Raw genomic sequence first — 12,737 nt, forward strand, 5'->3', positions numbered from 1 at the left:
CCAGCTCGACGAGAGGGACGGTAGATCCAGATGAAGCCTCTGCACCGCGCCGCGAGTGCCAACCAGGAGCAGGACGCGCGCAGTGAGCGCGACCCGCTGTACGGCGCGCGGATGTGGAAGCAGGTCGGGCAGCTGATGCTCAACCTGCCGATCGGCATCGCGGGGTTCGTCTTCACGATCGCGCTGCTGTCGATCGGCCTGGCGCTGTCGATCACCGTGGTCGGCCTGCCGCTGCTGGCGGCCGGTCTGGCCGGCTGCCGGGGCCTGGGTTCGGTCGCCCGCCGCCGGGCCCGCGCGGTGCACGGCTCCGAGGTGCACGAGCCGGAGCCGGTGCACCGGTCCCGCCCGGGTGCCACCGGGTACGCGATCGCCCACCTCACCGACGCGCTGAGCTGGCGGTCCGCGCTGTACAACGTGCTGCTGCTGCCCTGGGGCGTGCTCAGCTTCGCCGTGACGCTGGTCTGTGTGATCGTCGGCTGGCCGGTGCTGCCCTGGGTGGTCCGCTTCGAGGGCGCCGTGGACCGGATGCTGGTGGAGACCCTGCTCTACCCGGGCGCGCTGTCCGAGCGGGTCCGCGAGCTGGAGGACGACCGGGGCACCGTGGTCGACACCGCCGCCGCCGACCTGCGCCGGATCGAGCGCGACCTGCACGACGGCGCCCAGGCCCGGCTGGTGGCGCTGGCGATGGACCTCGGCCTGGCCAAGGAGAAGCTGGAGGAGGACCCGGTCGCCGCCGCGAAGATGGTGGACAACGCGCACGGCGAGGTGAAGCTCGCCCTCCAGGAGCTGCGCGACCTGGCCCGCGGCATCCACCCGGCGGTGCTCACCGACCGGGGCCTGGACGCGGCGCTCTCCGCGGTGGCCGCCCGCTGCACGGTGCCCGGCGGCGTCAAGGTGCACGTCGAGCTGAAGAACGACCGCGGCGAGGTGGAACGCCCGGACTCCGCGGTGGAGGGCATCGCGTACTTCACCGTCAGCGAGCTGCTGACCAACGTCTCCAAGCACGCCGGCGCCCGGACCGCCACGGTGGACGTCTGGCGGGCCGGCGACCAGCTGATGCTGCTGGTCCAGGACGACGGCAAGGGCGGCGCGGCCCCCTACCCGGGCAGCGGCCTGGCCGGGCTGGCCGACCGGATCCGGGCGGTGGACGGGGTGTTCCTGGTGGAGAGCCCGCACGGCGGGCCGACCACGGTCACCATCGAACTCCCCTGGCGCACCCGCACCGCCCGCCGCTGACACGGGGGCCCGGCGGACGGCAGCAGGACGGCAAAAGGGCCGGGACCTCGTCGAGGCGGTGACGAGGTCCCGGCCGTTCCCGTACGGCGCCGCGCCCGCGGACCCTTGCGCGGCGGGCGGGCGGGGCGCCGACAGGGGTTCAGGGTGTCTGCAGGGTCCCGAGGGTGACGTCGGCGGTCTTGGACTGCCCGTCGCGGGTGTAGGTGACGGTGGTCTTGGTGCCCGGGGTGAGCGAGGCCAGCGCGGTGGTCAGCGAGTTCAGCGACTCGACCGGGGTGTCGCCGATCCTGGTGATCACGTCGCCGACCTGGAGGCCCGCCGAGGCGGCCGGTCCGCCCGCGGCGACGGCCACGATGGTGGCCCCCGCCGGCCGGAAGTTCTGGTCGAAGTACGTCCGGGCGGTGATGCCGAGCGCCGCGCGGCCGGAGTTGGTGACCTTGCCGTCCTTGATCAGCTGGTCGGCGATGCTGGTGATGGTGGCGGCCGGGATGGCGAAGCCGATGCCGGGGGCGGCGGCGCCGTTGGTCTCCGGCTCGGTGGCGGCCAGCGTGTTGATGCCGATCACCCGGCCCTCCAGGTTGACCAGTGCGCCGCCGCTGTTGCCCGGGTTGATCGCCGCCGAGGTCTGCACCATGTTGCCGATGGTGGCGCCCGGCGAGCCGCCGCCCTGCGGCTCGGAGACGGTCCGGCCGGTGGCCGAGACGATGCCCTGGGTGACGCTGCTCGACAGCCCCAGCGGACTGCCCATGGCCAGCGTGATCTGGCCCAGCTCGACCTTGGCGGAGTCCCCGAAGACGGCCGGCCTGAGGCCGCTCGGCGGGCTGGTCAGCCTGATCACCGCGAGGTCGGACTCCGGGTAGCTGGCGACCAGCGTGGCGTCCAGCGGCTTGGTGCCGTTGGCCAGGGTGACGCCGAAGGTGGTGGCGGAGCCGACCACGTGGGCGTTGGTGACGATGTCGCCCTTGTTGTCGTAGACGATGCCGGAGCCCAGGCCGCTGTCGGTGGTGATCTGCACCACCGAGGGCAGCACGTCGGCGATCACCCGCTGGTAGGCGTCCTCCAGCTGGTTGCCGCCGGCCGTCGGGGAGGACGGGGAGGAGGCGCCGGCGGCGACCGAGGAGGAGGAGCTCTGGGAGGAGCCGCTGCTGCAGCCGGCCAGTGCCAGGGCGGTCAGCGCGGCGACCGCCCCGGGGGCGAGCAGGCGGGCGCCGAAGGCCTTGGGCCCGGTGGGCCGGGGCCCGGCCGGGAGCGGGCGGGTGGGTTCCTTCTTGCGGTTCACCTGGGCTGCCTCCGATTCCATCGCCACACGCGGGGATCGCGCGGGGACCACCCGCAGACCGCCCGGAGCCGCCCCGCGGAACGGCCGAAGGGCGGCCGGAGGGCTCGCTGCCGGGGATCATCGAGAGATCACAGAGCTCTTTGCGAGCATTTCACCGATATGTCCGAATCCTCGCGCCGACTCGCCCGGCACCGGGCGGAAACCCGGAACGCCTAGGATGCGGGCCATGACTTGGTTGATCACCGGCGGTGCCGGATACATCGGCGGGCACGTGGTGCAGCAGCTCCTCGACGCGGGCGAGCGCGTGGCCGTCCTGGACGACTTCAGCACCGGCGACCGCACCCGGCTGCCGCAGGGGGTCGCCCTGGTCGAGGGCTCCACCCTGGACCGGACCGTGCTGGACGCGGCGATCCGCGAGCACGGCGTGCAGGGGATCCTGCACTTCGCGGCGAAGAAGCAGGTCGGCGAGTCGGTCGAGCAGCCGTTCTTCTACTACCGGGAGAACATGATCGGCCTGCAGACCGTCCTGGAGGCGGCCGCCGAGGGCGGGGTGAAGCGCTTCCTCTTCTCCTCCTCCGCCGCCGTCTACGGCATGCCCGACGTGGACCTGGTCACCGAGTCCACCCCGTGCGACCCGATGAGCCCCTACGGCGAGACCAAGCTGGCCGGCGAGTGGCTGGTGTCGGCCGTCGGCAAGGCCTACGGCATGTCCACCGTCTCGCTGCGCTACTTCAACGTGGCCGGCGCGGCCTCGCCGGAGCTCTCCGACGCGGGCGTGTTCAACCTGATCCCGATGGTCTTCGAGCGGCTCACCGCCGGCACCGCCCCGCGGATCTTCGGCGCCGACTACCCGACCCCCGACGGCACCTGCGTGCGCGACTTCATCCACGTCTCGGACATCGCCTCCGCCCACGTCGCGGCCGCCCGGCGGCTGGCCGCCGACCCGGCCGGCGAGACCGCGCTGATCCTGAACATCGGCCGCGGCGAGGGCGTCAGCGTCAAGGAGATGCTGGACGTGATCGGCAAGGTCACCGGCTACGACGCCACCGGCGAGGTCACCCCGCGCCGCGCCGGCGACCCGGCCCGGGTGGTCGCCTCCGCCGAGCTGATCCGCCGCGAGCTGGACTGGACCGCCCGGTACGGCGTCGAGGAGATGGTGGCCTCGGCGTGGGAGGGCTGGTGCAGCCGCCACCCGGAGGCTCGGAAGAAGTAGCCGGGCCGGACGGCGGGGGCGCGGCCCCCGCCGTCCGCACCGGCGTCAGTGCGAGGGCACCGCGGTGCCGTAGAAGGCGTCCAGCGCGTAGACGCAGCGGTCCTTGCTGCCGACGAACACCCGCCCGCCGATCGCCACCGGTGAGCCGGTCAGCTCGCCCTTGGTCCCGAGCTCCCAGCGCAGCTGACCGCTCGCCAGGTCCAGGGTGTGCAGCGAGTGGTCCCGGCTGCCCAGGTGGACCAGCCCGTCGGCCACCGCCGGGGAGCCGACGATCTCGCCCCGCGTGGTGTAGCGCCAGCGCTCCCGGCCGGAGGCCGCCTCGAAGGCGTACAGCACCTCCCCGCTGCCGACCAGCACCATGCCCTCCCCGACCACCACCGGCTCGGCGCCCTGGCGGCTGCCGGTGGCCCCGCGCCAGCGCTCCCGGCCGCTGGCCGCGTCCAGGGCGTACACGGTGCCGAGGTAGTCCGCGACGTACACCGCGTCGGTGTCCAGCGCGGGCGGGGTGAACAGCACCACGGGGGCCTCGAACCGCCAGCGCTCGGCGCCGCTGGCCGCGTCCAGCGCGTACACCCGGGTGCCGGCCGTCACGTACAGCACCCCGCCCCGCTCGGCCGGGTGCGAGGGCACGTCCTCGCCGACCCGGAAGGACCAGCGCAGGCCGGCACCGCGCGGGTCGACGCAGCGCAGTCGCCCGCCGCCGTAGTAGTACGCGGCGCCCGCCACCAGGGCCGGGCCGGACTGCGGGTTCTCGTAGTCCTGCTGGGCGTCGTCGGCCCGCCAGAGCTCGGCGCCGGTGGCCGCGGAGCGCAGCTGCACGCCGCCGCCCCGGATCCCGCAGCAGAGCACGCCGTCGGCGGCGGCCAGCGAGTACACCCAGCCGTCCAGCGAGTGGCGCCAGCGCTCGGTGCCGTCCGCGACGTCCACCGTGTACAGGTGCGGGCCGTCGGCGGCGTGCACCCGGCCGGAGTCCACCGCGAGCGCCCAGGCGACGTCCCGGGTCTTGTAGCGGCGCTGCCCGGAGGCGATGTCCAGGGCGTGCACCTCGAAGCTGGAGACGAACAGCGTGCCGTCGGCCACCACCGGCGTGCCCCAGACGTCGTTGGACATCCGGAACCGCCAGGGGCGCCAGCGGGCGGCCGGGACGGGCGCCGGGGCGACCCGGCGGACCCAGTCCGTCTCGGCGGGCGCGGTGCCCGGGCCGGCCTGCTCGGCGCGCGGCCCCGGGCCTATCCGCACCGAGGCGCCGGCCAGCTGCACCCCGGCGGCGTCCCCGGCCCCCGGTCCGCCGTGGCGGCGGCGCGCGGAGATCTTCTCGGTGGCGGCCTCGCCGTCCTGCCCCTGGACGGGCGGTGCGGCGTGCACCGGGCCGGTCCCGGGCGGGGCGTGCGGCCCGCCGGGGTGCTGGGTGCGCGGATCGGCCTGTACGGGCCGCTGGGGCGGCACCGGCGCCTGCGGGGGCCCGCCCTGCGGCGGCCCGGCCTGGCCGATCGGCGCGGTGCCCTGGACGGGCGGCCGGGCGGGCGGCGCGGTCTGCCGGCGGCTGCGCTTGCGCTCGATCAGCTCCAGCGCGTTGGCCGGCAGCCAGTCACCGGCCTCGCCCGAGGCGTCGTCCCGGGAGAACAGGTGCGGGGCCAGCTCGGTCTGGATCTGCGCCGGGCTCGGCCGGTGCTCGGGGGACGGGCGCATGCAGGCGCGCACCAGGTCCACCAGCTCGGGCGGCAGCCCGGAGAGGTCGGGCTGGTCGCGCAGCAGCTGGAACACCGTCTCCACCGGGTTGGCGCCCCGGTAGGGCGGGTGCCCGGTGGCGCAGAACACCAGCAGCGAGCCGAGCGAGAAGACGTCGCTGGCGCCGGTGACGCTGCGGCTGTCGCGGGCCTGCTCGGGCGACATGTACGCCGGGGTTCCGACCGCGACGTTGGTCATGGTGAGCCGGGTGTGCGAGACGCCCGCCGCGATGCCGAAGTCGATCACCCGCGGGCCGTCCTCGACTACCAGCACGTTGGAGGGCTTGAGGTCACGGTGCACCAGCCCGGCCGCGTGGATGGACTGCAGCGCCTCGGCGATGCCCGCGACCAGCCAGCGCACCGCCCCCACCGGCAGCGGCCCGCACTCGCTGACCAGGTCCTCCAGGGACGGCGCCGGGACGTACGCGGTGGCCAGCCAGGGCACCCGGGCGTCGGCGTCCGCGTCGACCACCGCCGCGGTGTAGAAGCCGCCCACCGTCTTGGCGGCCGCGATCTCCCGGGCGAAACGGACCCGGAACAGCTCGTCCTCGGCCAGCTCCCCCCGGACGGTCTTGATGGCAACCCGCCGGCCGGATGCGGAGCGCGCCAGGTAGACCAGGCCCATCCCGCCCGCGCCGAGCCGCCCCAGCACCTCGAAGGGCCCGATCCGCCTCGGATCGTGCGCCGTCAGCTGGTCCACTCCGCTGCCACCTCCCCGTGTTCCGCACCCGCCGCGGGGTGCCGGAGCCGATTCTCCAATGCCGCCCGGTTCAACTCCAACCTCCCCCGCCCCGAGTCGGCCTACGGCGCCCGCCGGACCCCGTCCGGCCAGTGCCCACGGAACGGCCGGATCCTGACGCCCGCTCCGGACGCGGCTTGCGCCCGACCCGTCCGGGGGCCGCCCGCCGGACGTCCACAAGAATTCCTTCGATCGTTACGCTCCGTCACCCGATAACCCCTCAGCGGAGGGGTCGTCACGCTGTGGGGTCATAAGCACACGGGGGGGCTTCAAAACCGGCTCTCCGGGCCCCTGTGAATATCCGGCCGAACTCGTTCAAGCCCCTATACCAACCCCCGTGCGGAGTAATAGTCGCATCACCGAATCGCGCCAAGATCGTGCCACGGTAAGCTGACGGCATGACAGGACAAGTTCGCACCGTCGACGGTCGCGTCGCCGGGCGACGCGGACAGGAGACGCGGCAGAAGCTGCTCGACTGCCTCCGCGAGATGCTCAGCACGTCGCCCTATCGGGACGTCAAGGTCATCGACGTCGCCCGTATGGCGGGTACCTCCCCCGCGACCTTCTACCAGTACTTCCCGGATGTCGAGGGCGCTGTCCTCGAAATCGCCGAGGAAATGGCCAAGGACGCCGACACCCTCAAAGAGCTGGTGGCCGGAAAGTCCTGGGCAGGGAAGTCCGGCTCGGCCACTTCGGAAGAACTGGTCGACGGATTCCTCGCCTTCTGGCGCAAGAACGACGCCATTCTCCGAGTGGTCACGCTCGGTGCCGCCGAAGGGGACAAGCGGTTCTTCAAGATCCGCATGACCGTCCTCAACGCGGTCGCCAAGCCGCTCACGGATGCCGTCAGGGAACTCCAGGCGAAGGGTCAGGCCGACAAATCGCTCGACGCGGCCGCCGTCGCAGGGTCTCTGGTCTCGCTGCTCGCCTCGGCGGCCGAGCACCAGAAGGCCTTCACCTCCTGGGGCGTCAAGGTCAAGGACCTCAAGCCCAACCTCGCTCCCCTGGTGTACCTGGGTGTCACCGGCAAGAAGCCGCCCAAGTAGACCGGTCCCCCTACTCCACCCATCCGCTCCGCGCGCAACCCCGGCCTCCTGTCCGGGGAACGACGGACGGCGGCCGTGTCCTCGGGGGAGGTCCGCCGACGTGCCGCAGCGCGCCAGACATGCCGGTGGGCGGGCACCCCCGCAAGGGTGCCCGCCCACCGGCATGTGCGCGTTCAAGGGCGCCGCCGGGGCGCCGTAGGGCCCCCAGGCCGGCTTCGGGGCCGTCAGGGGTGCCCGGGCCCGCTCGGGCCCGTGGAGGCCCGCTCAGGGGCAGCGCACGACTCAGGGGCAGCGCACGACCTGGCCCGCGTACGCCAGGCCGCCGCCGAAGCCGAACAGCAGCACCGGGTCGCCGGGCGACAGCTCGCCGCGCTCGACCAGCTTGGAGAAGGCCAGCGGGATGGAGGCCGCCGAGGTGTTGCCGGAGACCACCACGTCCCGGGCGATCACCGCGTCGGGGGCGCCCAGCTTGGCCGCGATCGCGTCGATGATCCGCAGGTTCGCCTGGTGCGGCACGAAGCCCTTGAGCTCGGACGGGTCGATCCCGGCCTTCTCGCAGGTCTGCCGGGCCAGCGGGGCGATCTGCGTGGTGGCCCAGCGGAACACCGACTGGCCCTGCTGGCTGATCACCGGATCCCAGCCGGTGATCACCACGGCGTCGCCCTTCTCGGGCTCGGTGCCCCAGACCACCGGCCCGATCCCGGGCTCGGCCCCCTCGGGCTGCGCCTCCACGACCGCCGCGCCGGCGCCGTCACCGAAGATCACGCAGGTGGTCCGGTCGGTCCAGTCGATGGTGTCGGACATCCGCTCGGCGCCGATCACCAGCGCCCGGCTCGCGGCGCCCGCGCGGATCGCGTGGTCGGCGGTGGCCAGCGCGTACGAGAAGCCCGAGCAGACCGTGTTGATGTCGTAGGCGGCCGGCGCCCGCACCCCGAGCCGGGCCGCGACGGCGGCGGCGGTGTTGGGGCTGCGCTCCACCGCCGTGCAGGTGGCCACCACCACCAGGTCGATGTCGGCGGCCGAGCGGCCGCTGTTGGCGAGCGCCTTCTGCGCCGCCTCGGTGGCCAGGTCGACCAGGGTCTCCCCCTCGGCGATGTGCCTGGTCCGGATCCCCACCCGGCTGCGGATCCACTCGTCGTCGGTGTCGACCAGCACCGCCAGGTCGCCGTTGGTGAGGACCTTGGGGGGCTGGTAGTGACCGAGTGCCACAATGCGCGAACCGCTCATGCTGCCACTCAACCGGGTTACCCACTGGTCAGCGGGGCGCACCGGCTACAGGATCCGTCCCCGGAAGCTGTAGGAGACCGACAAGAGCCGTTGTGGCGCCTGGGGTCAGGGGGACGTGAACAGCAGGTCAGGCGGCCAGCGAGGCCGCATCGCCCATCACGATGACCGGGTGTGCGGCGGGGTCCAGGGTGCGGATCAGTTCGGCCATCTTGTCCTCGGGGACGGACACGCAGCCGTGCGTCGGCCCGCCGTGGTCGACGTGGATCCAGATCCCGCCGCCCTTGCTCGAGCCGTTGGGGCGGCGCGGGTCGAGCGGCGAGTTGCCCGGCACCCGGTTGTAGTCGATCGCCACGACGTAGTCGAAGGAGCCGGCCAGCGGCTCGCCCGCGAAGCCCGTCCCGGAGACCACGAAGGAGGGGTCCTTGTCGTACGGGAGCTTGCTGCCGGGGTCGGCCTTGCGGCCGCCGGCGTCGGTGAGCGAGAAGACGCCGATCGGGCTGCGCAGGTCGCCCTCGTTGTGGTCGGTGGTCCAGCCCCGGTTGGCGTTGTGGCCCTGCCAGGCCTCGCCGGCCCGCCAGCGGCCCTCGGCGGTGCGGGTCCAGAGGGTGACGGTGGTCTTGTTGGCGTTCTTGTCCTGGCCCGAGGCGAGCACCACCTGGGTGGTCTCGGCCGGTATCCGGGCGGTGAAGGCGGCGCCCAGACCGGGTATCGCGGCCACCGAGCCGTCCGGCCGGGCCTCGCTGCGGCTGGCCGCGGGCGCCTCGGTGTGCCGGTCGGCGGCCGCCTGGGGGGCGGCGGCCGGCGGGGAGGGCTGGTCGGGGGCGGCCAGGCCCTCCGGGCCGGGGCCGTCGGCGGCGGTCACCCCGGGGTTGGCCGAGTCCTGGCCGACGGTGTACCAGCCGGCGACGGCCGCGATCAGCAGCACGGTGCCGGCGGTCACGGCCTTGCCGTGGCGCTTCTTCTTGGCCTTGCGCCGGTGGCCGCGGGCCGCCGCGCGCGATCCGGCCACGGCCGCCGCACCGGGGGCGGCGGCGGGGGCGGGCACGAACGGCGGTTCGACCACGGCCGACAGCTCGGGCTCCGGCTGGGGCTGCGCGGGGTACGGGTCCGGCTCGACGGCGTACGGCTGGAAGGGCTGGTCGTAGGCGTCGTAGCCCTCGTAGGCGTAACCGCCCTGGTCCGCGTAGACGGGCTGGTCCGCGTAGACGGCCTGGTTCTGGTAGCCGTGCCGGCCCTGGTGGACCGGCTGGCTCGGGTAGCCCTCGACCGGCTGGGGCGTGCCCCACTCCTGGTACGACGGCTGCTCGTACACCCCGTACGGCTGCTGCTGCACCTCGTACCCCGGCTGGTGGGCCGGCTCGTACGACGGGTACGGGGTGGAGCGATGAGAACCGGACATGTCGCCGATCCTGCCAAACCAACAGCCCGTTGGGAAACCCGGACCCCTGTGCGGGCCCGGTGAAGAAAACCGCCCCCCGCACCGACGGACGGCGCGGGGGGCGGTGAAACGGCTGGTCAGAGACGCATCGCCTGCGGCGTCTCGCGACGCGTCAGGTCCGGTCCGTCGTACTCGCGGATGACCTCGTAGCGGGTGTTGCGCTCCACCGGGCGGAAGCCGGCGTCCCGGATCAGGCCGAGCAGGTCGTCGCGGCCCAGCTTGTTCGGGGTGCCGAAGTTGTCCGCGTCATGGGTGATCTTGTACTCGACCACCGAACCGTCCATGTCGTCCGCGCCGTGGCTGAGCGCCAGCTGCGCGGTGGTGACGCCGTGCATCACCCAGAAGACCTTGACGTGCGGCACGTTGTCGAAGAGCAGCCGGGAGACCGCGAAGGTCTTCAGCGCCTCGGCCCCGGTGGCCATCTCGGTACGGGCCATCAGCCTGTTGCGCACGACGCCGTCCTTGGAGTCGTGGAAGTCGTGCTGGTAGCGCAGCGGGATGAAGACCTGGAAGCCGCCGGTCTCGTCCTGCAGCTCGCGCAGCCGCAGCACGTGGTCGACCCGGTGGCGGGGCTCCTCGATGTGGCCGTAGAGCATCGTCGACGGCGTCTTGAGGCCCTTGCCGTGGGCGAGCCGGTGGATCCGCGACCAGTCCTCCCAGTGGGTGTCGTGGTCGACGATGTGCTGGCGGACCTCCCAGTCGAAGATCTCCGCGCCGCCGCCGGTCAGCGACTCCAGGCCGGCGTCGATCAGCTCGTCCAGGATCTCGTCCGCCGACAGGCCGCTGATCTTCTCGAACCAGTGGATCTCGGTGGCGGTGAAGGCCTTCAGCGAGACGTTCGGCAGAGCCGCCTTCAGCTCCCGCAGCGAGCGCGGGTAGTAGCGCCAGGGCAGCGTCGGGTGCAGCCCGTTCACGATGTGCAGCTCGGTGAGGGAGTCCACCTCCATCGCCTTGGCGAGGCGCACGGCCTCCTCGATGCGCATCGTGTACGCGTCCTTCTCGCCCGGCTTGCGCTGGAACGAGCAGTAGGCGCAGGACGCGCTGCACACGTTGGTCATGTTGAGGTGGCGGTTGACGTTGAAGTGGACGACATCGCCGTTCTTCCGCGTCCGCACGTGGTGGGCCAGCCCGCCCAGCCAGGCCAGGTCGTCGCTCTCGTAGAGCGCGATCCCGTCCTCGCGGGTCAACCGCTCACCCGCGTAGACCTTCGCCTCCAGCTCGCGCTTGAGCCCTGCGTCCATGCGGTGACCCGCCTCCTCCGACTTCGATTCGTTGCCGGAACGAGCGTACGCCCCTACCGCGCTCACGCTGCGAGCAGCTCCGCGAGCAACGCCGGTTCGATGTTCCCACCGCTGACCACGGCGGCCGTGATCCCGGCGCCGATCTCGGCGGCGCGGTGGAAGTACGCGGCCGGGGCGACCGCACCGGAGGGCTCGGCGACCAGGCGGCCGCGGCGCGCCAGCAGGGCGACGGTGGCCCGGATCTCGTCCTCGGTGACGGTGACGATGTCGTCCACGTAGGCGGTGAGGTGGGCGAACGGCACGACCCCGACCGAGGGGGTGCGCAGCCCGTCCGCGATGGTCCGGTAGGTGTCCGCGACCGGCCAGGCGAGCCGCTCGCCGGCCCGCAGGCTGGCCTGGGCGTCGGCGGCCAGCTCCGGCTCGACTCCGATGATCCGCACGTCCGGGCGGGTCAGCTTGAGCGCGGCCGCCGTACCGGAGATCAGCCCGCCGCCGCTGACCGGCACCAGGACGGTGTCCAGCCCGGCCGGGGCGTCCTCGGCGATCTCCAGTCCGACCGTGCCCTGGCCCGCGATGACGAACGGGTCGTCGTAGGGCGGCACCCAGACGTAGCCGTGCCGCTCGGCCAGCTCGCCGGGCACGGTGTCCCGCTCCTGCGGGGACACCAGGAGCACCTCGGCGCCGAACGAGCGGGTCCCCTCGACCTTGACGGCCGGCGAGGTGTCCGGCATCACGATGACGGCCTTGATGCCGAGCAGCTGCGCCGCGTAGGCCACCGCCTGGGCGTGGTTGCCGCTGGACTGGGCGACCACGCCGCGGGCGCGCTCCTCGTCGCCGAGCGCCGCGAGCCGGTTGTAGGCGCCGCGCAGCTTGAAGGCTCCGGTCGGCTGGAGGTTCTCCGGCTTGAGCCAGAGCCGGCGCTCGCCGTCGTTCGCCCAGGGCGCGGGGACGAGCGGGGTGCGCACCGCGACCCCCGCGATCCGCTCCCGGGCCGCGTGCAGGTCCTCCAGGCCGACCAGTGCCGTCGCCATTACTCTCCTTCGACCAGGGGGAGATCGCTCACCCGGTTCTCCCACTTGGTGGAGAGTACGACCGTGGTGCGGGTGCGGGCCACGCCTTTCGTGCCGGAGATGCGCTTGACCACCGACTCCAGGCCCTCCACGTCGGAGACCCGCACCTTGAGCATGTACGAGTCGTCACCGGCGATGAACCAGCAGTCCTCGACCTCGCCGAGGTCCTTCAGCCGGTGCGCGACGTCCTCGTGGTCGGCGGCGTCGGTGAGCTGAAGGCCGATCAGGGCCGTCACTCCGAAGCCGAGCGAGGCCGGGTTGACCGTCGCGCGGTAGCCGGTGATGACCCCGGCCTGCTCCAGGCGGTTGATCCGGTCCGTGACGCTCGGGCCGGAGAGGCCGACCAGTCGGCCCAGCTCGGCGTAGGACGCACGGCCGTTCTCCCGGAGCGCCTGGATGAGCTGTCTGTCCACCGTGTCCATATACCGTCCGCGTCCTTCCGAACCTCACCAGACCCACAGATCATTATCCGGATTCAAAGGCGGCATGCGCGCACCAACCCGGATATCGCAGAGAACATA

General features: G+C 73.0%; 10 protein-coding genes. 3 read left to right on the forward strand and 7 right to left on the reverse strand.

Annotated features, from left to right (window positions below; all coding sequences use genetic code 11):
* The first annotated feature begins 111 nt into the window (after positions 1-111).
* Positions 112-1,236, forward strand: coding sequence for a sensor histidine kinase (locus ACIGZJ_RS11280; protein WP_396457112.1), 1,125 nt, complete (start codon positions 112-114; stop codon positions 1,234-1,236).
* Positions 1,237-1,375: 139 nt separating this feature from the next.
* Here ACIGZJ_RS11280 and ACIGZJ_RS11285 read toward each other — a convergent pair whose 3' ends face one another.
* On the reverse strand, positions 1,376-2,515 hold the full coding sequence (locus ACIGZJ_RS11285) for a S1C family serine protease (protein ID WP_396456953.1): 1,140 nt from the start codon (positions 2,513-2,515) through the stop codon (positions 1,376-1,378).
* Positions 2,516-2,741: 226 nt separating this feature from the next.
* Here ACIGZJ_RS11285 and galE point away from each other — a divergent pair, with 226 nt between their 5' ends.
* A complete protein-coding gene (gene galE, locus ACIGZJ_RS11290) occupies positions 2,742-3,728 on the forward strand; it encodes a UDP-glucose 4-epimerase GalE (RefSeq protein ID WP_396456954.1) in 987 nt (328 codons plus the stop codon).
* 45 nt (positions 3,729-3,773) lie between these two features.
* Here galE and ACIGZJ_RS11295 read toward each other — a convergent pair whose 3' ends face one another.
* On the reverse strand, positions 3,774-6,155 hold the full coding sequence (locus ACIGZJ_RS11295; RefSeq protein ID WP_396456955.1) for a PQQ-binding-like beta-propeller repeat protein: 2,382 nt from the start codon (positions 6,153-6,155) through the stop codon (positions 3,774-3,776).
* 437 nt (positions 6,156-6,592) lie between these two features.
* Here ACIGZJ_RS11295 and ACIGZJ_RS11300 point away from each other — a divergent pair, with 437 nt between their 5' ends.
* Positions 6,593-7,240: a TetR family transcriptional regulator gene (locus tag ACIGZJ_RS11300; RefSeq protein WP_387948993.1), complete on the forward strand. Its 648-nt coding sequence runs from the start codon at positions 6,593-6,595 to the stop codon at positions 7,238-7,240.
* 282 nt (positions 7,241-7,522) lie between these two features.
* On the opposite strand, the gene ACIGZJ_RS11305 is transcribed toward ACIGZJ_RS11300, so the two are convergent.
* From ACIGZJ_RS11305 to ACIGZJ_RS11325, 5 genes are all read right to left on the reverse strand, one after another.
* A complete protein-coding gene (locus ACIGZJ_RS11305; RefSeq protein WP_396456956.1) occupies positions 7,523-8,467 on the reverse strand; it encodes a beta-ketoacyl-ACP synthase III in 945 nt (314 codons plus the stop codon).
* Positions 8,468-8,594: 127 nt separating this feature from the next.
* A complete protein-coding gene (locus ACIGZJ_RS11310) occupies positions 8,595-9,866 on the reverse strand; it encodes a L,D-transpeptidase family protein (protein WP_396456957.1) in 1,272 nt (423 codons plus the stop codon).
* A gap of 116 nt (positions 9,867-9,982) precedes the next feature.
* Entirely contained in the window at positions 9,983-11,146 is a 1,164-nt protein-coding gene (mqnE, locus tag ACIGZJ_RS11315; RefSeq protein WP_396456958.1) for an aminofutalosine synthase MqnE, read from the reverse strand.
* A 62-nt stretch (positions 11,147-11,208) separates the two neighbouring features.
* Positions 11,209-12,177: a threonine/serine dehydratase gene (locus tag ACIGZJ_RS11320; RefSeq protein ID WP_396456959.1), complete on the reverse strand. Its 969-nt coding sequence runs from the start codon at positions 12,175-12,177 to the stop codon at positions 11,209-11,211.
* Complete coding sequence (locus tag ACIGZJ_RS11325) at positions 12,177-12,638, reverse strand: Lrp/AsnC family transcriptional regulator (RefSeq protein WP_387948988.1); 462 nt, start codon at positions 12,636-12,638, stop codon at positions 12,177-12,179. The genes ACIGZJ_RS11320 and ACIGZJ_RS11325 overlap by 1 nt, the downstream gene beginning before the upstream one ends.
* Positions 12,639-12,737: the final 99 nt, after the last annotated feature.

Source organism: Kitasatospora sp. NPDC052868 (assembly GCF_044547105.1).
GTDB lineage: Bacteria > Actinomycetota > Actinomycetes > Streptomycetales > Streptomycetaceae > Kitasatospora.